General features: G+C 68.7%; 20 protein-coding genes and 1 riboswitch. Of the genes, 11 read left to right on the top strand and 9 right to left on the bottom strand.

What is annotated here, in order from left to right; all coding sequences use genetic code 11:
• Positions 1 to 135: 135 nt before the first annotated feature.
• Positions 136 to 230, bottom strand: a riboswitch (glycine riboswitch).
• An 80-nt stretch (positions 231 to 310) separates the two neighbouring features.
• The 5 genes from BN2660_RS10930 to BN2660_RS10910 are packed head-to-tail and all read right to left on the bottom strand — an operon-like array spanning position 311 to position 5702.
• On the bottom strand, positions 311 to 1147 hold the full coding sequence (locus BN2660_RS10930; RefSeq protein WP_091231592.1) for an ABC transporter ATP-binding protein: 837 nt from the start codon (positions 1145 to 1147) through the stop codon (positions 311 to 313).
• A complete protein-coding gene (locus tag BN2660_RS10925) occupies positions 1144 to 2007 on the bottom strand; it encodes an ABC transporter ATP-binding protein (RefSeq protein WP_255305121.1) in 864 nt (287 codons plus the stop codon). Before BN2660_RS10925 ends, BN2660_RS10930 begins: the two co-directional genes overlap by 4 nt.
• Positions 2004 to 2984: an ABC transporter permease gene (locus BN2660_RS10920; protein WP_091231589.1), complete on the bottom strand. Its 981-nt coding sequence runs from the start codon at positions 2982 to 2984 to the stop codon at positions 2004 to 2006. Before BN2660_RS10920 ends, BN2660_RS10925 begins: the two co-directional genes overlap by 4 nt.
• Entirely contained in the window at positions 2977 to 3972 is a 996-nt protein-coding gene (locus tag BN2660_RS10915; protein ID WP_091231587.1) for an ABC transporter permease, read from the bottom strand. Before BN2660_RS10915 ends, BN2660_RS10920 begins: the two co-directional genes overlap by 8 nt.
• A 38-nt stretch (positions 3973 to 4010) precedes the next feature.
• Positions 4011 to 5702, bottom strand: a complete 1692-nt coding sequence (locus BN2660_RS10910; protein ID WP_091231584.1) for an ABC transporter substrate-binding protein — start codon at positions 5700 to 5702, stop codon at positions 4011 to 4013.
• 243 nt (positions 5703 to 5945) lie between these two features.
• On the opposite strand from BN2660_RS10910, the gene BN2660_RS10905 reads away from it, so the two are divergent.
• From BN2660_RS10905 to BN2660_RS10875, 7 genes are all read left to right on the top strand, one after another.
• A complete protein-coding gene (locus tag BN2660_RS10905) occupies positions 5946 to 6659 on the top strand; it encodes an NUDIX hydrolase (protein WP_091231580.1) in 714 nt (237 codons plus the stop codon).
• Entirely contained in the window at positions 6656 to 7996 is a 1341-nt protein-coding gene (gene nadA / locus BN2660_RS10900; RefSeq protein ID WP_091231577.1) for a quinolinate synthase NadA, read from the top strand. Before BN2660_RS10905 ends, nadA begins: the two co-directional genes overlap by 4 nt.
• Positions 7993 to 9504 carry an L-aspartate oxidase gene (gene nadB, locus BN2660_RS10895; protein WP_091231574.1) on the top strand — a complete coding sequence of 504 codons (1512 nt, stop codon included), beginning with the start codon at positions 7993 to 7995 and terminating at the stop codon, positions 9502 to 9504. Before nadA ends, nadB begins: the two co-directional genes overlap by 4 nt.
• Positions 9504 to 10355: a carboxylating nicotinate-nucleotide diphosphorylase gene (nadC, locus tag BN2660_RS10890; protein WP_091231570.1), complete on the top strand. Its 852-nt coding sequence runs from the start codon at positions 9504 to 9506 to the stop codon at positions 10353 to 10355. Before nadB ends, nadC begins: the two co-directional genes overlap by 1 nt.
• A gap of 3 nt (positions 10356 to 10358) precedes the next feature.
• Positions 10359 to 11498 carry a cysteine desulfurase family protein gene (locus tag BN2660_RS10885; protein WP_091231567.1) on the top strand — a complete coding sequence of 380 codons (1140 nt, stop codon included), beginning with the start codon at positions 10359 to 10361 and terminating at the stop codon, positions 11496 to 11498.
• A gap of 65 nt (positions 11499 to 11563) precedes the next feature.
• Positions 11564 to 12511, top strand: a complete 948-nt coding sequence (locus tag BN2660_RS10880; protein WP_255305120.1) for a glycosyltransferase family 2 protein — start codon at positions 11564 to 11566, stop codon at positions 12509 to 12511.
• 19 nt (positions 12512 to 12530) lie between these two features.
• Positions 12531 to 13304 (top strand): SDR family NAD(P)-dependent oxidoreductase, encoded by a 774-nt coding sequence (locus tag BN2660_RS10875; RefSeq protein WP_091231559.1) that lies wholly within the window; start codon positions 12531 to 12533, stop codon positions 13302 to 13304.
• A 45-nt stretch (positions 13305 to 13349) separates the two neighbouring features.
• Here BN2660_RS10875 and BN2660_RS10870 read toward each other — a convergent pair whose 3' ends face one another.
• Entirely contained in the window at positions 13350 to 15395 is a 2046-nt protein-coding gene (locus tag BN2660_RS10870) for an ABC transporter ATP-binding protein (protein ID WP_091233561.1), read from the bottom strand.
• Between the two features lie 179 nt (positions 15396 to 15574).
• Between BN2660_RS10870 and BN2660_RS10865 the strand changes: the two genes are divergently transcribed.
• Positions 15575 to 17053: an MDR family MFS transporter gene (locus BN2660_RS10865; protein WP_091231555.1), complete on the top strand. Its 1479-nt coding sequence runs from the start codon at positions 15575 to 15577 to the stop codon at positions 17051 to 17053.
• Between the two features lie 75 nt (positions 17054 to 17128).
• Here BN2660_RS10865 and BN2660_RS16625 read toward each other — a convergent pair whose 3' ends face one another.
• Positions 17129 to 17278: a hypothetical protein gene (locus BN2660_RS16625; protein ID WP_176697167.1), complete on the bottom strand. Its 150-nt coding sequence runs from the start codon at positions 17276 to 17278 to the stop codon at positions 17129 to 17131.
• Positions 17279 to 17382: 104 nt separating this feature from the next.
• Between BN2660_RS16625 and BN2660_RS10860 the strand changes: the two genes are divergently transcribed.
• Positions 17383 to 17967, top strand: coding sequence for a 1-acyl-sn-glycerol-3-phosphate acyltransferase (locus BN2660_RS10860; RefSeq protein WP_091231552.1), 585 nt, complete (start codon positions 17383 to 17385; stop codon positions 17965 to 17967).
• Positions 17968 to 17977: 10 nt separating this feature from the next.
• On the opposite strand, the gene BN2660_RS10855 is transcribed toward BN2660_RS10860, so the two are convergent.
• Positions 17978 to 18199 carry a hypothetical protein gene (locus BN2660_RS10855; RefSeq protein ID WP_141651278.1) on the bottom strand — a complete coding sequence of 74 codons (222 nt, stop codon included), beginning with the start codon at positions 18197 to 18199 and terminating at the stop codon, positions 17978 to 17980.
• Between the two features lie 69 nt (positions 18200 to 18268).
• Between BN2660_RS10855 and BN2660_RS10850 the strand changes: the two genes are divergently transcribed.
• The gene (locus tag BN2660_RS10850) at positions 18269 to 18790 is read left to right on the top strand and encodes a DUF6328 family protein (RefSeq protein ID WP_091231547.1); all 522 of its coding nucleotides are present in this window, start codon (positions 18269 to 18271) and stop codon (positions 18788 to 18790) included.
• Between the two features lie 21 nt (positions 18791 to 18811).
• Here BN2660_RS10850 and BN2660_RS10845 read toward each other — a convergent pair whose 3' ends face one another.
• The gene (locus tag BN2660_RS10845) at positions 18812 to 19372 is read right to left on the bottom strand and encodes a Dps family protein (RefSeq protein ID WP_091231545.1); all 561 of its coding nucleotides are present in this window, start codon (positions 19370 to 19372) and stop codon (positions 18812 to 18814) included.
• Between the two features lie 124 nt (positions 19373 to 19496).
• Between BN2660_RS10845 and BN2660_RS10840 the strand changes: the two genes are divergently transcribed.
• Entirely contained in the window at positions 19497 to 19991 is a 495-nt protein-coding gene (locus BN2660_RS10840; protein WP_091231541.1) for a GNAT family N-acetyltransferase, read from the top strand.
• Positions 19992 to 20081 lie beyond the last annotated feature (90 nt).

Genomic DNA, 20081 nt, shown 5'->3' with positions numbered 1-20081 from the left:
CGGGCGGACCAGCGATGCTGTTCCTGGGAACTCCCCCTCTGTCATGGGCCTGAGAGCTTCGCCCGGAGATCGGGCTTTCACCGTCGGCGGATCCGAGCAGACGTGAAGTCGCTCGCGATCGCTTTTCAGAGTGGCCGGAACCGCGCGGTACGCGTACCTGAGAGATTGGCGGGGAGGCTTGCTCCTTCGGTGCCCGGCTGCATTCGCCGGGGCTCTCCCGCGTGGGTCATTCGGCCTGTCTTCACTTGTGGCCTCAGTCTAGCGGGTCGACGCCGTCGGCACAGGGCGCAGGGCGCAGGGCGAGGCGCTGTCAGCGTCCTGCCAGTTCCGCTCTCACCTCGTCCCGCAGGCGTCCGAGGTTCTCCGGCTCGGGGGCGGCTCCCAGAAGCGTCTTCGTGTACTCGTGCCGAGGATTCAGGATGACCTCGTCGGCCGGCCCCCGCTCCACGACGTCGCCCTTGTAGAGAACCATGATCTCGTCGCTGAAGTGCCGTGCCGTCGCGAGGTCGTGCGTGATGTACAGGACCCCGAGGTCCTCCTCGCGCTGGAGGTCGGCGAGGAGGTTGAGGACTCCGAGGCGAATCGAGACGTCGAGCATCGAGACCGGCTCGTCGGCCACGATGAACCGCGCCCCCGGCGCCAATGCCCGCGCGATGGCGACGCGCTGCCGCTGGCCGCCCGACAGCTCGTGGGGACGCCGCTCGGCGAAGCTCTCCCCCGGCGACAGGCGCACGCGTTCCAGCAGCTCCAGAGCGCGAGCACGCACCTCGTCGCCGGACAGCTTCGGATGATGCAGCCGGATCGGGCGCTCGAGGTGATGCAGGATCGAGTGGAACGGGTTCAGCGAGGCGAACGGATCCTGGAAGACCATCTGCACCTGGGAGCGATACGCCTCGACGGCACGGCTGCGGGTTCCCGTCTCCTGCCCGTCGAGAAGGATCTGCCCGCTCGTGGGCGTCTCCAGCTTCATCAGCATCCGCGCGATCGTGGACTTGCCCGAACCGGACTCCCCCACCAGCGCGACCGTCTTGCCTGCCTCGATGGTGAAGGAGACGTCCTTCACCGCATGCAGGACCGAGGTTCTCAGGCCCGAGCGCAAGGTGAAGTCCTTCACCAGATTGCGCGCTTCGAGAGTCGGGGCGTTCATCGGATCTCCTCCTGACCGGGCTGGCTTCCGGTGCGGACGAAGTCGCCCCGCTCGCCCTTCAGACTCGGGAAGCTGGACAGCAGCTTCTTCGTGTACTCGTGCTGCGGGGTGCGGTAGATCTCCTCGGCGGTGCCCTCTTCGACGATCTCTCCCTGCAGCATCACCGCGATCCGGTCGCTGATCTCGATCAGCATCGGGAGGTCGTGGGTGATGAAGATGACCGCGAAGCCGAGCCGTTCGCGCAGACGCATGATCTCGCGGATGATGCCGCGCTGGACGACCACGTCGAGCGCCGTGGTCGGCTCGTCCATGATCATCACCTGCGGGTCCAGCGCGAGCGCCATGGCGATCATCATGCGCTGGCGCATTCCACCCGAGAGCTCATGCGGAAAGCTCGTGAGGCGCGACGGATCGACCCCGACCAGCGTGAGCAGCTCCTCGGCGCGTGCCTGCTTGTCCTTCTTGGACATGCCGGGCCGATGGGTGTCGAAGATGTCGAAGATCTGTGCTCTGACGCTGATCACGGGGTTGAGCGAGTTCATCGCGCCCTGGAACACCATCGAGATCTTGTCCCAGCGGAACGCGCGCAGACCGTCGCCGTCGAGCGCGACGACGTCGATGTCGCGGCCGTCGCGGTCGTGGAAGACGATCTCACCGCCGGTCATCAGCGCCGGCGCCTTGAGCAGCCGGTTCATGCCGTAGGCGAGCGTCGTCTTTCCGCATCCCGACTCACCGGCCAGACCGAGGATCTCACCGCGGTTGAGGGTCAGCGAGACGTTCCTGACCGCCTTGACCGGCGGATCCACCTCGTACTCGATCGACACGTTGCGTGCGGAGAGCACGGGATCCGGAGCGCTCACGCGGCGACCCCCTTCGTCTTGGCGGCCTTGCGCACCCGCCGGGCGGCGTCGGGCGCATTGCGCAGCTTGGGGTTGATGACCTCGTCGATCGCGAAGTTGATGAGCGCCAGCCCGGCGCCGAGCACCGCGATCATGATTCCCGGCGGGATGAACCACCACCACGCGCCGCGTCCGAGCGCCTGCCCGGACTGCGCGTCGTTGAGGATCGTGCCCCACGTGATCGAGTCCGTCGGGCCGAGCCCGAGGTACGACAGACCCGCCTCTCCGAGGATCGCGAAGATGAGGGCGAACAGGAACTGCGCGGTGAGCAGCGGGAGCAGGTTCGGCATGATCTCGACGAGGATGACGCGGAACGACCTCTCGCCTGCGACCTTCGAGGCGTAGACGTAGTCCCGGCTGCGCAGCGAGCGGGTCTGCAGTCGCAGGACGTAGGCGGCGCCGGCCCAGGACGTGATGCCGAGGAAGACGGCGACCAGCTGCCACGTGCGCTGCGGCACGAAGGAGGCGATCACCATCACCAGCGGAAGCCCGGGGATCACGATCATGACGTTGGTGATGAGCGCGAGTCCGTCCTCCCGCCAGCCTCCGAGATAGCCGGCGAAGACGCCGAAGACCAGGGACAGGACGATCGCGATGACGCTGGCGACCACTCCGACCAGCAGCGACCCCTGGGCGCCGACCGCGAGCTGCGCCAGCACGTCGTTGCCGAGTTTCGTGGTGCCGAGCCAGTGCTCCGCGGACGGCGGCTGCAGCGCCGCATTGGCAGTGCTGCGGGGGTTCTGGGTGAAGAGCGGCGCGACGAGCGCGAAGAGCACGATCGCGAGCACGAGCGAGGCTCCGACGACGAACTTCGGTGAGGTCGTCGGAAGGATGCGACGCTTCTTGCGGCCCTGGTGAGTGGCCAGCGAGATGGTGGTGGCCGGCTGGGTCGTGGGCTGATCCTTGGTGATCAGCGCGATGTTGTCGGTGTCAGACATTCTGGCGAGCCCTCGGGTCGATGAAGCCATAGACGAGGTCCATGAAGAAGTTGGCCGCGAGCACCGTGATGGTGATCACGAGGAAGAGCCCCTGCATCAGTGCGTAGTCGTTGTTCGTCACGGCCTGGAACATCAGCTTGCCGATTCCGGGATACGTGAAGACCTGTTCCATCACGATCGACCCCGAGACGACGAACCCCAGCGTGATCGAGAAGCCCGCGATCGATGGGATCGCCGCGTTCCGAGCCGCGTACGTGGTCATGATGCGGCGTGGTCGAAGGCCCTTCGCCTCGGCCGTGAGGACGTAGTCCTCGGCCATCGTCTGCACCATCATGTTGCGCATGCCGAACATCCAGCCGCCGACCGAGGAGATGACGATGGTCAGCGCGGGGAGGACGGCGTGCGAGAGCGCATCCGAGAAGAACGCCCACGTGGGCTCGGGACCGTCGGGGAAGTCGAAGACGTCGTAGCCGCCGAAGATCGGGAACCATCCCAATCCGACCGCGAACACGGCCACCAGGATCAATGCCATCCAGAAGTAGGGGATGGACTGCAGCACCGTCGTCGCCGGGATCAGATGGTCGACCCACGTCCCCCGCTTCCACCCCGCCCAGGCTCCGAGGCCGACGCCGAGGATGAACGACAGGACGGTGGCGGTGCCGACCAGGACGAGCGTCCACGGGAGCGCCCCGGCGATGAGCTCGGTCACCGGAGTCGGGTACTTCGTGACCGAGATGCCCAGGTCGCCCTGGAGCATCCGGCCCCAGTAGGAGAGGTACTGCTCCCAGAGAGAGGAGTCATCACCGCCGAGAAGCAGCTTGATGTTGCGGATGGTGGTCTCCGAGACCTCGCCGCCCGCTCGCTGCATCTTGGCGATCATGATGTCCGCCGGATTCCCCGGCATGAGCCGGGGAAGCAGGAAGTTGAGTGATATCGCGGCCCACAGCGTGAACGCGTAGAACCCGATTCTTCGTGCATAGAACTTCATATCACTGACCTGCTTCCTGCTCCCCCGCCCTCATCTCGTCAGTTCGCCGGCTGCAGCTGCGTCAGGACGTAGCCCGCCGCGATCGCACCCCAGGACGGCGGGAAGGCGTAGAGGTCCTCCTCGGTCGGCCAGCCCGTGAAGTCCTTCGTGTTGTAGAAGGTCTGCGTCGCGTTGATCACCAGCGGGATGTAGGGGAGGTCGCGGACGATCTCGGTCTGGATCGTGCCGTAGAGCTCCTTCTTCTCGGCTTCATCGTCCGTGCTCACCGCAGCCTGGATCGCCTGGTCGACGACCGGGTTGCTGTACCGGCTGAAGTTCCAGCGCCCGGCGGGGACCTCGGTGCCCACTGCGCTGGTGGATGCGACCTCGGTGCCGCCGAACCAGTCGCGGTAGATCTGGAACGGGTCAGCGACGGAGGTGCCGATGACACCGCCGACGATCAGCTGGAAGTCCCCGCCCTGACGCGCGTCGGAGAACTCCTGCCACTGCACCGTGGATGCGGTGATCTTGATGCCGGCCGCCTCGGCCTGCTCCGCGATCAGCTTCGCGGCGTCGTTGTAGTCGGTCCAGCCGTCGACCGAGATCAGGCTGAGCTCGACCGGCGTGCCGTCCTTGGCGTAGTAGTCGCCGTCCTTGGTGTAGCCGGCGGCCTCGAGGATCTCGCCCGCCTCGGCGGCGTTCGCCTCCTGGGGGCTGACCTCGTTGGCGGAGTCCGCGACCCACTTCTCGTCGCGCGGAAGGAGCGCGAACGTCGGCGAGACGTCGCCGGTCAGGCCGACGAACGCCTTGTCCTTGATCGCCGCGCGGTCGATGGCGACGTTCAGGGCCTGGCGGACGGCGACGTCGGTCTGCGGACCCGTGCATCCGAGTTCGGCGTTCGAGCAGGTGTAGAGGACCGTCGGGTCCTGGGGGGTGTTGATCCAGTCGATCATCCCGTTGCCCGTCACGTCGTCGGGGTTGGGGATGAACATGCCGGTCCAGTCCAGCTCGCCCGCGGCGAGGAGGTCCTGAGCGGTCTGGTTGTTGTCGACCGCGATGTACTGGACCTTCTTGACGCCGAGCTCATCGGCGTCGCGGAAGTTCTCGTTGGCGACGAGCGTGTAGGACTCGCTCGTGGTCTTGTCGACCACGTACGCGCCCGAGCCCACCGGCTCCTCGTTCGCGAAGTTCGCGAAGTCGGTGACCTCCGACCAGATGTGCTCAGGGAGGATGTACGTCGAGCCGAGACGCTGGAACTCGGTCGTGTACTGCGCGCTCGAGTAGGTGAGCACGACGGTGGTGTCGTCGGTGGCCTCGGCGGAGACCAGACCGTTGCCCTCGGGGTTGTTGGCCTCGTAGGTGAAGGAGAATGCGACGTCGGCGGCCGTGAGGGGCTCGCCGTCGCTCCACATGAGGTCGGGCTTGATGGTGATGGTGATCACCGTGCCGTCCTCGTTGTACTCGTAGGAGTCGCCGATCAGGCCGACGGGTTCGGAGTCCGCCGTCTTGTTGAAGAAGAACAGCGGCTCGTAGATGGGTCCGAGCGCGCCGTGGAGCACAGTCGGTGCGAACGGGTTGTAGTTCGCGGTGATCGGGGTCTGGCTGCCGGCCCAGACACGAAGCGCGCGGTCGCTGTCGCCACCGCTCCCCTCGTCGCTGCCGCCTGCGCCACAGGCCGTCAGGCCCAGGGCGAGGACGGAGGCCCCCGCCACAGCGGTGAGCGCGATCTTGCGCCTTCCGTTACGGATCATTCTGTATTTCCTCTCGGTGCTGCACTGCAGGAGGGATTCTCCGAATGGAGACGGGCTCCGGGTGGAGCTCGGGCAGATCCCGGAAAAGGGATTTGTTAGGACAGTAACCTAACAAATAGCCACGGAGGCGACAAGAGTTCGGAACACCGGCATATAACGTTTCGGACTCGGACCCCGCGGCGTCATGGAGATGCACTAATGGTCGCGATGACACTAAGATCGGTGGCGGAGGTTAAAGTCCCCATGACTCAAAGTGGCATCGATGTGGCAGTGTCCACAGTGATCCTCACCCTGCGGCGAGGAGAGGACGGGTCGGCCGTGCTGGCCCTCCCCCTGGTGCTGCGCACGCGCGAGCCCTTCGCCGGCCAGTGGGCGCTGCCTGGCGGATGGCTGACCGCCGAGGAATCGCCGGTCGACGCGGCGGCGCGGACCCTGGCCGAGACCACCGGGCTGACGCCGAGCTATCTCGAGCAGCTCTACGCCTTCGGAGCGGTGGATCGCTCCCCCACCAGGGTGGTCTCGATCGTGTACTGGGCGCTGCTGCGCCAGGACGACGTCGATGCGCAGAGCTCCGCACACCGGGCCTCCGGACGCGCACCGGAGAACGTGCGCTGGTTCGACCTCACGAGCCTGCCGCCCCTCGCGTTCGATCACACGAAGATCGTCGAGTACGCCCTGTGGCGTCTGCGCAACAAGGTCGGCTACAGCCGCGTCGCGCACGGCTTCCTGCCTGCCGAGTTCACCCTGTCCGACCTCCGCGAGGCCTACGAGGCGATCCTCGACCGCCACCTGGACCCGGCGAACTTCCGACGCCAGGTGGATGCCACCGGCAACCTGGTCCCCACCGACGGATTCCGCACCGGGAGCCACCGCCCGGCCCGCCTGTACCGACTCGACACCACCCTGGAGCTGGCCGACCACGGCCCGCTCGGCCCCGAGGAAACGAGCATCCGATGAGCATCACGTTCCTGCCGACACCGCCCATGCCGACGCCGGTCGACGCCTCCGTCGACCACGCCATCCAGTCGATCGTCTCCGGCGCCTCGACCGATGCGACCTGCGCGACGGACCTCGCCGCCGGCCCCTGGGACTTCGACGCGCGACCGGGCTACGGACCCGGCTCCTCCATGGGGGACGTCATCCCGACCGGATCCCCCCGGCAGGGAGAGCTTCCCGCGGACTACCGGGAGGCGAGCGAGGCGGAGCTGGATGCGCGCATCCGCGCCGCGAAGCAGACCCTGGGCGACCGCGCGGTGATCCTCGGCCACTTCTACCAGCGGGAGGAGGTGGTCCGGCATGCCGATTACGTTGGTGACTCCTTCCAGCTGGCCACCGCCGCGAAGGGGCGGCCCGACGCCGAGGCCATCGTCTTCTGCGGAGTGCATTTCATGGCGGAGACGGCTGATCTCCTCTCCGGCCCGGACCAGGCCGTGATCCTGCCGAACCTCGCGGCCGGATGCTCGATGGCCGACATGGCCGACATCGACCAGGTCGAGGACTGCTGGGACCAGCTCGGCGACGTCCTCGGCGACCTCGATGCGCTCGACGAATCCGGACGCGTGCCGGTCATCCCCGTCACGTACATGAACTCGTCGGCCGCGATCAAGGGATTCGTCGGACGCCACGGCGGGATCGTGTGCACCTCGTCGAACGCCGCGACCGTCCTGGAATGGGCGTTCGCACGTGGTCAGCGCGTCCTCTTCTTCCCGGACCAGCACCTCGGACGCAACACGGCGAAGGCGATGGGCGTGCCCCTCGAGCAGATGCCGATGTGGAACCCGCGCCGACCGCTCGGCGGGTCGACGGCATCGGAGCTCGTCGATTCGCGGGTGATCCTCTGGCACGGCTTCTGCTCCGTGCACCGCCGGTTCACGGTCTCGCAGATCGAGCAGGCGAGGGACGAGCACCCGGGAGTGCGGGTGATCGTGCACCCCGAATGCCCCATGGAGGTCGTGGATGCCGCGGATGAAGCCGGCTCCACGGATTACATCCGACGGGCGATCGCGGCCGCGACAGAGCCGACCACCTTCGCGATCGGCACCGAGATCAACCTCGTGCGGCGGCTGGCCGCGCAGTTCCCGCAGCACGAGATCTTCTGCCTCGACCCTGTGGTGTGCCCGTGCTCGACGATGTACCGCATCCACCCCGGATACCTGGCGTGGGTGCTCGAGGAACTCGTGGCGGGCCGCACTCCGAACCGGATCACGGTGGCGTCCGACGTCGCCGACCCCGCCCGCGTGGCCCTGGAGCGGATGCTGGCCGCCAAGCCCCCTGCGGTGACGGACGCACGATGAACGTCATCGTGGTGGGCTCCGGCATCGCGGGTCTGACCGCGGCGCTGCACGCGCAGGAGTCGGGTCACGCCGTCACGCTCGTCACGAAGGGACTGCTCGGGGACGGCTGCACGCGTCTCGCGCAGGGCGGTGTCGCGGGGATCTACGGTCCGGACGACTCTGCCGAGCGTCACGCGACGGATACGCTCGCGGCCGGGGCCGGGCTGTCGGACCCCGCGGCGGTGAGCGTGCTCGTGACCGATGCGGCGGAGCGGATCGCCGAGCTGATCGCCCGCGGCGTCGCATTCGCCCGGTCGCCTGCGGGCGACCTGCTGCTCGGGCGGGAGGCCGCGCACTCGCACGCGCGGATCGTGCATGCGGGAGGCGACGCGACCGGGGCGGCCATCGACGCGGCACTCATCGGCGCAGTGCGTCGAGCCGACATCACGGTCGTCGAGGGTGCATTCCTCGTCGACCTCGTGGTGGAGGGCGGTGCGGTGCGCGGCATCCGCGTCCTGGTGGGCGGGTCGACGACCGACCTCAGCGCGGATGCGGTGATCCTGGCGACAGGAGGGGCGGGGCAGCTCTTCTCCCGCACGACCAACCCGACCGGTGCGACGGGAGACGGCATCGCCGCGGCTCTGCGCGCGGGCGCCGCGGTCGCCGATCTCGAGTTCGTGCAGTTCCACCCCACGGTGCTCGACGCGGGCTCTCCGTTCCTCATCTCCGAAGCCGTACGTGGCGAGGGCGCGACACTGATCGACGCCGAGGACCGCCGCTTCACATTCGACAGCCATCCCGACGGGGAGCTCGCGCCGCGCGACGTCGTCTCGCGAGCGATCGCCCGCCAGGCGGCTGCGCAGTCCGCGCCGGTGCGGCTGGACGCCACCATGCTCGGCGCCGAGACGCTGGCCCGACGGTTCCCGACGATCGATCGCGTGACACGCGAGCGCGGCATCGACTGGGCCTCGGAGCCGATCGCCGTGACCCCGGCCGCTCACTACCTGATGGGTGGCGTCGCGACCGATCTGGTCGGGCGCACCTCTCTGCCGCGGCTGTTCGCCGTCGGCGAGGTGGCCAGGACGGGCGTGCACGGCGCGAACCGGCTCGCGTCGAACTCGCTGCTCGAGGGCGCGGTCTTCGGAGCACGTGCCGCCTCGGCGCTCGACGAGCCATGGCCGTCGCCCTCCGCTGCCCGGAGTGGCGCCTCCCCGGTCTTCGCGGCAGCCGTGACGAACCGAGTCCGGTCGACGCGAAGCGGGTCGACGACGATCGACCGCAGCGCCGTGCAGGCCCTGATGTGGCAGAGCGTCGGTCTGCTGCGATCGGATGCCGGCCTCGCGCAGGCTATCGAGACGCTCCGCCGCTGGAAAGCCGACGCTCCCGCCCCGCGGACCGTCTCCGAGCACGAGGACGCCAACCTTCTGCTGCTCGCCGAGGCGACGGCATCCGCTGCTCTCGCCCGCACCGACTCCGTCGGATCCCACCATCGCGACGATGTCGCCTCCCCCGTTCTGGAGACTGCCTGATGCTCACGCCCGCCCACATCGCCCGCGTCGTCGGTGCCGCCCTCGAAGAGGATGCGCCCTGGGGCGACCTGACGAGCACCGCACTGCTTCCGGCTGAAGCGACGGCGACGGCCGATCTCGTCGCTCACGAGCGCGGGGTGTTCAGCGGCGGAGAGGTGTTCGCCGCCGCCTTCGGACTCACCGATCCTACGATCGAGGTCGACGTCCACGTCGGCGAGGGCGACGAGTTCGCACCCGCAGACGTCCTCGCCTCGGTCTCCGGCAGCGCACGCGGCATCCTCACCGCCGAGCGCGTCGCGCTGAACTTCACGCAGCGCATGAGCGGCATCGCGACGATGACCGCCGCCTACGTGCGCGCGATCGAAGGGTCGACGGCACGCATCGTCGACACACGCAAGACGACGCCGGGCCTCCGTGCGTTCGAGAGGCACGCGGTGCTCTCGGGCGGGGGTCGCAACCACCGCTTCTCGCTCTCCGACGCCGTCATGGCGAAGGACAACCATCTCGCCGTGCTGCAGCGCTCGGGCGCCGATGTGGCCACCGCGCTCCGCGACGCGCTCGTGCGACTCCCGCATACGACCCACGTCGTGGTGGAGGTCGACCGTCTCGATCAGATCCCCGCGGTGCTCGACGGCGGAGCGCACACGGTGCTGCTCGACAACTTCTCGCTCGACGATCTTCGCGCGGGTATCGCGCTGATCGCCGGTCGCGCGCAGGTCGAGGCGTCGGGTGGCGTGACGCTCGAGACGGTGGCGGACATCGCTGCGACCGGAGTGGACGTGATCTCGGTGGGCGCGCTCACCCACTCCGTCCTCGCGCTCGACCTGGGCCTGGACGTCCGGATCGACTGAGCGATGCTGTACCTCGATCATGCCGCGACCACCCCGGTGCGGGCCGAGGTGTGGGAGGCGATGCGCCCGTACCTCTTCGACGTGTTCGGCAATCCGTCGAGCCATCATGAAGTCGGGGAGGCGGCGGCGAGCGCCTTGGAGGACGCACGCTCCCGAGTGGCCGCAGTGCTGGGGATGCGAGCGGGCGACGTCGTCTTCACCGGCGGCGGGACGGAGGCGAACAACCTCGCGGTGAAGGGCATCGTCCTCGCCCGGCTGCACGACGGCCGCCGTCACCTGGTCGTCTCGCCGATCGAGCACGAGTCGATCCTCGAGTCGGCTGAGTATCTCGAGCGATTCCACGGCGTCCGCGTGACCAGGATCGCGGTCGACACCGTCGGCCGCATCACCCCGGACGCGCTGCAGGCGGCGATGAGCGACGACACCGCGCTCGTCGCGCTCGGCCACGCCAACAACGAGATCGGGACGATCCAGGACGTGCCGGCTCTGGCTGCGGTGGCGCACCGTGCGGGTGTGCCCCTGCACGTCGACGCGGTGCAGTCGGCCAGCTGGCTGCCGCTCTCGGGCTTGGGAGCGGACGCCGTGGCGATCGCCGGACACAAGCTCGGAACGCCCAAGGGGATCGGCGCGCTCGCCGTGCGCGGTCGGATTCCGCTCGAACCTCTGCTGCACGGAGGCGGCCAGGAGCGGGGTCGGCGATCGGGGACGGAGAACGTCGCCGGCGCGGTGGCGCTGGCCACCGCTCTCGAGCTCGCGGAGGCCGAGCGGGGCGTCGTGAACGCGGGGGTCTCGGCGGTGTCCTCCGACTTCATCCGGGAGGTGCTCCGCGCCGTACCTCAGGCCGCTCTGACCGGAGACCCGGCATCGCGGCTCCCGGCGACCGCGAGCTTCACCTTCGCGGGCGTCAGCGGCGAGGCCGTCCTGCTCGAACTCGAACGGCGCGGAGTCGTGTCGTCGAGCGGCTCGGCCTGCGCCGCGGGCAGCGACGACCCCTCGCACGTCCTGCTGGCGTGCGGCGTGGACCCGGCCGTGGCGCAGACCTCCGTGCGCTTCTCCTTCGGCCGCGTGCCGCTGCCGGGGAATGCCGCAACCGAGCTCGCCGCGCTCGTCGCGGAATCGGTGCGCGCGGTCGCGGGCTCGTGATCCCGTCTCGGCGGCGGGACCGCCCGGCGCCGCTCTCGGCGCGACGCCGCCTCTAGACTCGGCTGGTGACCGCTCCCGCCCCGATCGTTACCATGATCGTCCCCGGCCGCGACATCGGCTCCTTCGCTCCCGCGGCCCTCGATTCGCTGCGTGCCCAGACCGAGGAGCGCTGGACCGCCATCCTCGTCGACGACGGCTCGACCGATGACACCGGTGCCGTCTTCGCTGCGGCGGCATCCGCAGACCGTCGATTCCGGGTGATCGACCACGAGGCCTCTCGGGGTCTCGGAGCCGCGCGCAATGCCGCGCTGGACCTCGTGGACACCCCGTTCGTGGGCTTCCTCGACGGGGACGACCAGCTCACTCCCACCGCGCTCGGACGTCTCACCCGAACCCTCGGCGAGACGGGCAGCGACTTCGTAGCGGGCGCATACGTGCGATCCCGCTTCGACGGCACGAGGTACTCGGCGGGTCGGGTGCAGCCCTGGGTGTCGGCGGCCACGGCGCCGGAGCGGCGGGGCACCACGATCTTCGAGCATCCGCAGGCCAGCGCGAACATCGTCGCCTGGTCGAAGGTGAGCCGCACGGAGCTCTGGGCGGACCTCCGGTTCCCCGAGGGTGTCGCATACGAGGATCAGATCGTCGCGCAGCTCATGTACACCCGCGCACGCGCCTTCGATGTCATCCCCGACACCGTCGTCGAGTGGCGGCTCCGGGCAGACGGCACGTCGATCACACAGGGCCGCGGGCGGCTGTCCGTGCTGCGCGAGTATCTCACCGCACTGCGCGGCGGCATCCGGGTCCTCCGCGAGGCCGGCGCGCACACCGCCGTGACCGCCCGTCTCGAGCTCATCATGACGATGGACGTGCCGCCGCTCGTCGAGATCGGGCTGACCCACCCCGACCCCGACTACGCCGCGGAGGTGTCGCTGTTCGTGGACGAGCTGCGAGCTCTGCCGGAGTTCGCGGATGCGAGTCCTGATCCCTCCCTCACCGCCGCGCTCGCGTGGTGACAGCCCCGACTGGAGCCCCATGACCGACTACCTCGACGACCTCTTCTCGCTCGCCGGCCGCACCGCCGTCGTCACCGGCGGCAGCTCGGGCATCGGTCGAGGGATCGCGACGGCACTGGCACGCGCCGGGGCGGCGACGGTCATCGTGGCGCGGGGCGAGGATCGGATCGCCGACACGGTCGCAGAGCTGCAGGCCGCCGGCTGCACCGCCGCAGGGGTGAGCGGCGATCTCGGTTCACGCCCCGGCATCCGGGCACTCGCTGAGGCGGCGACCGCGCCGTTCGGCGAACCCGACATCCTGGTCAACTCGGCGGGGATCAACATCCGACCGCCCTTCGCAGACATCACTGAGGAGGACTGGGATGCGACGATGACCGTCAACGCGCTCGCCCCCTTCCTGCTCGGACAGCGCTACGCGACGGGCATGGCGTCGCGCGGCTACGGCCGTCTCATCCACATCAGCTCGCAGCAGGCGCACCGGGCCTTCGTCGGCAGCGGTGTCTACGGTGCCTCGAAGGGTGCCGTCGAGTCGCTCATGCGCTCGGAGGCGGAGGCCTGGGGCGGCACCGGAGTCACGAGCAACGCGCTGGTGCCCGGCTTCGTGCTGACTCCGCTCAACGCCCGCCTGCAGGAGGATACGGGTCAGATCGCCGCTCTTGCCGCGCGCACCATGATCGGGCGCAACGGCCTGCCGTCGGACTTCGCGGCCGCCGCGGTGTTCCTCGCCGGCTCCGGCTCGTCGTATGTGACGGGTCAGTCGCTGTTCATCGACGGCGGCCTGTCGGTGCACTGACAGACGCACGAACGGAGAACGGCACCGAGCGCCGGGCGGCCCGGATCAGCCGCCCGCCGGGTACACGCGATCGTCGGCTCGGGGCTCTCCGAGGAGTGGTACCGACGCGGTGAGAGCCGCGACGGCGTCCTCCCCCGCGGAGTCCTGAGGAGCACGATCGGCCCGACGGTCGGCGAGCGCCGCCCGGACACCCCCGGTGACCGCCTCCTCGATGACCGCCTCGGTGTCGAGCACGCGGGATGCCGCGACCTGCTGGGCGGCGAGCTCGGCGTAGAGACCGTCGAGAGCGAGCAGCTCCGTGTGCGTTCCCGACTCGACGATCTGTCCGGCTTCGAGGACGTGGATGACGTCGGCACCCATCACGGTCGACAGCCGGTGTGCGATGGTCAGCGTCGTGCGGCCCTTGGCGGCCTCGTCGAGCGCCTCCTGCACGACACGTTCGGACACGGTGTCGAGAGCCGAGGTGGCCTCGTCGAGGAGGAGCACCGGTGGATCCTTGAGCAGCACCCTCGCGATGGCGATACGCTGCTTCTCGCCTCCGGAGAGACGATAGCCGCGTTCGCCGACGATCGTGTCGTAGCCGTCCTCGAAGCCCGCGATGATGTGGTGGATGTTGGCCGCCGTGCACGCCGCGATCATCTCCGCCTCGGTCGCACCGGGCTTCGCGTAGAGGAGGTTCTCGCGGATCGTCGCGTGGAACAGGTAGGTCTCCTGCGACACGATGCCGACCTGGTCGATGATCGACTCCTGCGTGAGCGTGCGCACGTCCGCTCCCGCGAACAGGACCGCTCCCCCGTGCGCCTCGTACAGGCGGGGCGCGAGGTAGAGCACGGTCGTCTTGCCTGCGCCCGAGGGGCCGACGAACGCGACGTGCTGACCGGGTTCGGCGACGAAGGACACGCCCTGCAGCGTCGGCCGAGCATCCGGTGAGGCATCGGGATAGCGGAAGACGACGTCGCGGAACTCGATGCGCCCCCGAGGGCCCGGCGCATCGGCCACGGTGATGGCGTCGGAGGAGTCCCGGATCTCGGGGACGAGATCCAGGTACTCGAAGATGCGGGCGAAGAGCGCGGAGGAGGTCTGCAGATCGAGCGAGACGCGCATGAGCCCCATGAGCGGCTGCAGCAGCCGGGCCTGCACGGTCGTGAAGGCCACGACGGTCCCGGCGGTGATCGCCCCGGTACCGCCCGCGATCAGGTAGCCCGACACGAGGTAGATGACGGCCGGCACGCTCGCCATCAGCACCTGCACGACGGCGAAGAACCCCTGGCCGCTCATCGCCCTGCGCACCTGCAGCTTCACCTGGTTGCGGTTCTCCGCCTGGTAGCGCTCCGACTCGGTCCGCTGCCTGTTGAAGGCCTTCGACAGCAGCATCCCCGAGACGCTCAGGGTCTCCTGCGTGATCGACGTCAGCTCCGACAACGACTCCTGGGTCTCTCCCGCGATGCGGGCGCGCACCTGCCCGACGCGCCGCTGCACGACGATCAGGAAGGGCATGAGGACGACCGCGATCAACGTCAGCCGCCAGTCGATCAGGATCATCGCCACGAGAGAGGCGATGACGGTGACGACGTTGCCGAGGATGCTCGTGACCGTGTTCGTCAGCACGCCGGACACTCCGCCGACGTCGTTCTGCAGACGCGACTGGATGACGCCGGTCTTCGTGCGGGTGAAGAAGCCGAGCTCCATCGCCTGGAGGTGCTCGAAGAGCCTCACCCGCAGGTCGCCCGTCACGCTGTTGCCTACCGTCGAGGTCAGCCACGTCTGAGCCACCCCCAGCCCGGCCGAGAAGAGGAACAGCCCGATCATCGCCACGACGAGCTGGATCAGCAGAGGGATCTGCGGGGCGCCGCCGTCGACGGGGAACAGCGCGTCGTCGAAGATCCGCTGCACGAGGAGCGGTGGGATCACAGCGATCGCGGCGCCGAGGATCACGAGAACGCCCGTCCAGACGATGCGCCACTTGTACTGGGCGAACAGGGCGACGACCCGGGCGCCGAGACCGTTGATGCGGGGCGCCTCCGCGTTCATGCGGCGCTGTGCGTCCTCATCCATGCCGCGGAATCCTCCGCGTCCGCCCATGCCACCCATGCTCATGTCGCCAGCGTAGTCAGCCTCGCCGACACCCCGGCTCGTACCGGCGAGGCTGAGCGTCCGCTGAGAGCGGATTCCTGTGGATCCGGAATGAAATGTCACACCCCGCCGTTACGCTGAATGGTTCCCGCGCACTCGCGCACTCCTCTCGTTTCTCTCAGTGCCCAGGAGGCCGCATGTCTGCCGTCGACACCGGTTCGATCACCACGCCCCCGAGCACTGCGGGAGGCGACATCTCACGCAGCGACATGCGCGTCATCTGGCTGCTGCTCGTCGCGGCGTTCGTCGCGATCCTCAACGAGACCACGATGGGCATCGCGATCCCGCATCTCAACGAGGACCTCGGCATCCCGCCCGAGCTCGGACAGTGGCTGACGAGCGCCTTCATGCTGACGATGGCGGTCGTGATCCCGACGACGGGCTTCATCCTGCAGCGCTTCACCACGCGCCAGGTGTTCATCGCCGCGATGATCTCCTTCTCGCTCGGAACCCTCGTCGCGCTCGTCGCGCCCGGCTTCGAGGTCCTCCTGGTCGGCCGCGTGATCCAGGCGGCGGGCACCGGCATCATGATGCCGCTGCTCATGACGACCATCATGAACGTCGTGCCGCCGCGGTCGCGAGGCCGCATGATGGGCCGCGTCGGCCTCGTGATCTCGCTCGCGCCCGCCATCGGGCCCACGCTCGCCGGCGCCGTGCTCGAGACCCTCAACTGGCGTGCGCTCTTCGCGATCGTGCTTCCGATCGCGATCGTCTCCCTCCTGATGGGCGCGAAGTGGATGACGAACCTCGGCGAGACCCGCAAGGTCCCGCTCGACGTGCTGTCCATCCCCCTCGCCGCCCTCGGATTCGGCGGCATCGTGTTCGGCCTCAGCCAGTTCGGCGGGCACGGCGGCTCGGGAGAGACCGTGGGCGTGGTCTCCCTCGTCGTGGGCGCAGCGTCGCTCGGCCTGTTCGTCTGGCGCCAGCTCCTGCTGCAGCGCGTGGACGACGCGCTCCTCGACCTCCGGGTGTTCCGTTCGGCGAACTTCACTCTCTCCGTGGTCATCATGACGATCCTGGCGCTGTCCATGTTCGGCACCCTGACCCTGCTGCCTCAGTACCTGCAGAACGTGGCGGGTCTCAACGCGCTCCAGTCCGGTCTGATCCTGCTCCCCGGGTCGGTGCTCATGGGTCTGCTGGGTCCGATCATGGGTCGCGTGTACGACGCGCGCGGCACGCGTCCGCTGCTCATCCCGGGCACGATCCTCGTGTCGGCCGCCCTGTTCTACTACTCGACGGTCGGCGAGCACACCGTCTGGTGGGTGCTGATCATCGTCCAGGCCGCGATGTCGGTCGGACTCGCGATGTCCTTCACGCCCCTGTTCTCGGCGTCGCTCGGCTCGCTGCAGCGCTCGCTCTACTCCCACGGTTCGGCCGTGCTGAACACGCTGCAGCAGGTCGGCGGAGCGGCCGGCGTCGCCGTGCTCACCGTCACCTACTCGGCCATCCTCCACACGGGCGAAGCCGAGGGACTCTCGACCGCTGCCGCCGGGGCTCCCGGCGCACGCATGGCCTTCCTCATCGCGGCGATCATCTCGCTGGCGGCCGTCGCGCTGAGCGCCTTCGTCAGCAAGCCGGCCGACGATGTGGCGGGAGACGTCCACGTCGGTCACTGAACGGCGCTCGGTCGCTCGACGGCGCTGACCCTCGCGGAGCGGGCCCCCTCTTCGCGAGGGGGCTCCCCCAGGGAATTACTCCGTGGGAGTCTTGGGCGCCGGGAGGTGGCAGACGCCACCGCTGCAGTAACCCGCCGCGGCGTCGTCGAGCAGGTTCGAAGCGCCGGGCAACGGCTCGAGCACGGCCGGTGCGACCTGCTCCACGGGTACCTGTGTCTGAGACATCCTTCGATGGTACGCCTGCTGGTGCACCCCGGCGCCGATATCTCCTTCCTGGGCCCGGCCGCAACCGGCAGACGATCGATAGGTGTTCCCCCTACCGTTGACCTGTGCTCAAGAGACTCATCGCCCGCCTGTTCTGGTTCTTCAGCCGCTGGAGGCTGACCGCCGAGGCGACCCCCACGCGGCCCACCATCCTCATCGGTGCGCCGCACACCTCGAATTGGGACTTCGTGTTGATGCTGGCGATCGCATGGCGGCTGGGCATCGAGGTCCATTGGCTGGGCAAGAGCAGTCTCTTCCGCGGGTGGCGCGGTCCGATCATGCGGCGGCTCGGCGGCATCCCCGTCGATCGATCCGACCCCGCCCGGGTCGTCAACGACGTCGTGGCACAGGTGCACACCGGCGGTGTCTTCGGACTCGTGATCACCCCTGACGGCACCCGAGGCGGAAACGCCTATTGGAAGTCCGGCTTCTATCGCATCGCCCGGGAGACCGGGATGCCGGTGACCCTCGGGTTCGTCGACCGCACGACGATGACCACAGGTCTCGGACCCACGCTCGAACTCAGCGGCGACGTCCCTGCCGACATGGACCGCATCCGCGCCTTCTATGCGGACAAGGCAGGACTCCGCCCCGAACGTCGGGCCGTCCCCCGTCTCCGCGAAGAGGTCGCCGGTGCCGCAGAGGCCTGACGCCCGCCGATCACTCCTCGGGTGACTCGTCGTCGACCTGCGCCGCGGCATCCGCCCGCGCGTAGTCGAGGTCCTCATCCGACAGCGTCTCCTTCATGCCGACGACCGCACCGGTGATGGCTCTGATCTCCTCTCTGGCGATCTCGCCCAGATGCGGGGCGTGATCGAGCGCATCGACGCGGCCCTCGACGGACAGTTCCGGCCACCATTCGCGGATCGGAGGGAGCGTCATCGCGACACCCGTCGGACGTGACATGCAAGAGGCTGGACATCGCGGAAGCGCGACCGGGAGACTGGCCTCATGACACCCGATGAACGCCCTCCGTCGCCGATCGCCCACGACGATCGGCAGGACGGTCGCGACGAGACGCCCAACGAGCGCGCGGACCGCAACTGGGACGAACTGCTCCAGGAGCTACGGGTCATGCAGACCGGCACGCAGATCCTCACGGGCTTCCTCCTCGCTGTGGCGTTCCAGCCTCGTTTCGAGGACATGGACCTCTTCCAGCGCGACGTGTACGTGGTACTCGTCGCACTCGCCGCCCTCGCCACCATTCTCGCGTTGGCCCCGGTCGGCATGCATCGCGCTCTGTTCGGTCGCCGCCGCAAGCCCGAGCTCGTGAAGGTCGCGGCGCGGATCGTCAAGATCGATCTGGTCGTGATCGCGGCCCTGACCATCGGCGTCACAACGCTCATCATCGATTTCACCGTCGACCGCAGGGCCGGGCTCGTCGCCCTCATCGCCTCGGTGGTCGCGGTCGGCCTGCTCTGGCTTCTGCTCCCGCGGATGATCCGCAGAGCGCTCGATCGCCGGCAGGCCTGACCGCCACCGCCGCGTGAGGCGTCAGCGGCCGGCGGGACTCCGATTCTCGGCGCTGACCATCCACGCGAACTGCTCGAGGCTCTCGATGACGGCGTGCAGGATGTCCGCGGACGTCGGATCCTCCTCGTCGACCTCGTCGTGAACGCTGCGCATGGTCGCGACCACGGCGTCGAGCCGCGCGGTCACGAGATCGATGGTGTCGGTCGTGGAGACCTCTCCCGCAGGGAAGGCCGGAAGCGACGTGGTCTCGGCGATCGTGTCCGTGCGTCCGTCCGGGACGGCGTGCAGAGCGCGCATCCGCTCGGCGACCGTGTCGCTGAAGGTGCGGGCCGCATCGATGATCTCGTCGAGCTGGCGATGGGTGTCGCGGAAGTTCCGTCCGACGACGTTCCAGTGAGCCTGCTTGCCCTGGAGAGACAGCTCGACGAGGTCGACGAGCACCGTCTGCAGGTTGGCGGCCAGGGTCGGAGAGGCGGTGAAGCCCTTCTCCGCGTTCTGGCGCCTGGTCGTCTTCGCGCCACGCTTCGTCGGCGCAGCGGTCGCGCTCTTCTTCGCGTCGGTCGTCTTCTTGTTCTCAGCCATGTGTTGACCTCCTGACCGCGACGCTAACGACACGCACGCGCGGAATCGAGGGGGTTGACACTGCCTCACCCCTGACCGAAGGTGGCGACCGGGAGGAACACCGATGCCTCCGGGAGGAACACAGATGTCAGAGAAGAAGAGTGCGGAGCTCGTCATCGCCCCGATCAGCGAGACGGATGCCGGAGAGGTGCTCACCCTGCAGCGCGCGGCGTTCGTGTCGGAGGCGCAGATCTACGGCAGCGCCGACATGCCCCCGCTGACGCAGACCCTTGCCGAGGTGGAGTCGGAGCTCCGCGCGGGCAGCGGGCTCACAGCTCGCATCGGAGGTCGCCTCGTCGGCGCGATCCGATACGTCGAGTCCGACGGGATGCTGCTGATCGGCCGCATCGCCATCGCCCCCGACATGCAGGGAGAGGGCATCGGGCGCACGCTCCTGGACGCGGCGGAGAAGGCATCGACGGCCGACGTCGCCGAGCTCTTCACCGGCAGTCTCAGCGAGGCGAACATCCGGCTGTACGAGGCGTGCGGCTACCGCGAGAGCCAGCGGATCCCCGACGGAGACGGCACGGAGCAGGTCTTCCTGAGAAAACCTCTGCGTCAGGTGGGAGACCGCTCCTAATGGGCGCGTCGGGTTGAAAACCGGCTGACGGATGCGGAATCGTGGCCCGGACACGTCGCGTCCGCCTCGTGTCCGCAACCGGAAGGAGAG

It is taken from the genome of Microbacterium sp. 3J1 (genome assembly GCF_001049495.1).
Taxonomy (GTDB): Bacteria; Actinomycetota; Actinomycetes; order Actinomycetales; family Microbacteriaceae; genus Microbacterium.
This window is presented reverse-complemented; position numbering and strand designations above follow the sequence as displayed.

Coding starts and splice junctions, on each gene's coding strand:
- BN2660_RS10930 (WP_091231592.1), bottom strand. CDS start 1,147: ATGAACGCCCCGACTCTCGAAGCGCGCAATCTGGTGAAGGACTTCACC.
- BN2660_RS10920 (WP_091231589.1), bottom strand. CDS start 2,984: ATGTCTGACACCGACAACATCGCGCTGATCACCAAGGATCAGCCCACG.
- BN2660_RS10915 (WP_091231587.1), bottom strand. CDS start 3,972: ATGAAGTTCTATGCACGAAGAATCGGGTTCTACGCGTTCACGCTGTGG.
- BN2660_RS10910 (WP_091231584.1), bottom strand. CDS start 5,702: ATGATCCGTAACGGAAGGCGCAAGATCGCGCTCACCGCTGTGGCGGGG.
- BN2660_RS10905 (WP_091231580.1), top strand. CDS start 5,946: ATGACTCAAAGTGGCATCGATGTGGCAGTGTCCACAGTGATCCTCACC.
- nadA (WP_091231577.1), top strand. CDS start 6,656: ATGAGCATCACGTTCCTGCCGACACCGCCCATGCCGACGCCGGTCGAC.
- nadB (WP_091231574.1), top strand. CDS start 7,993: ATGAACGTCATCGTGGTGGGCTCCGGCATCGCGGGTCTGACCGCGGCG.
- nadC (WP_091231570.1), top strand. CDS start 9,504: ATGCTCACGCCCGCCCACATCGCCCGCGTCGTCGGTGCCGCCCTCGAA.
- BN2660_RS10885 (WP_091231567.1), top strand. CDS start 10,359: ATGCTGTACCTCGATCATGCCGCGACCACCCCGGTGCGGGCCGAGGTG.
- BN2660_RS10875 (WP_091231559.1), top strand. CDS start 12,531: ATGACCGACTACCTCGACGACCTCTTCTCGCTCGCCGGCCGCACCGCC.
- BN2660_RS10870 (WP_091233561.1), bottom strand. CDS start 15,395: ATGGGTGGCATGGGCGGACGCGGAGGATTCCGCGGCATGGATGAGGAC.
- BN2660_RS10865 (WP_091231555.1), top strand. CDS start 15,575: ATGTCTGCCGTCGACACCGGTTCGATCACCACGCCCCCGAGCACTGCG.
- BN2660_RS16625 (WP_176697167.1), bottom strand. CDS start 17,278: ATGTCTCAGACACAGGTACCCGTGGAGCAGGTCGCACCGGCCGTGCTC.
- BN2660_RS10855 (WP_141651278.1), bottom strand. CDS start 18,199: ATGACGCTCCCTCCGATCCGCGAATGGTGGCCGGAACTGTCCGTCGAG.
- BN2660_RS10850 (WP_091231547.1), top strand. CDS start 18,269: ATGACACCCGATGAACGCCCTCCGTCGCCGATCGCCCACGACGATCGG.
- BN2660_RS10845 (WP_091231545.1), bottom strand. CDS start 19,372: ATGGCTGAGAACAAGAAGACGACCGACGCGAAGAAGAGCGCGACCGCT.
- BN2660_RS10840 (WP_091231541.1), top strand. CDS start 19,497: ATGTCAGAGAAGAAGAGTGCGGAGCTCGTCATCGCCCCGATCAGCGAG.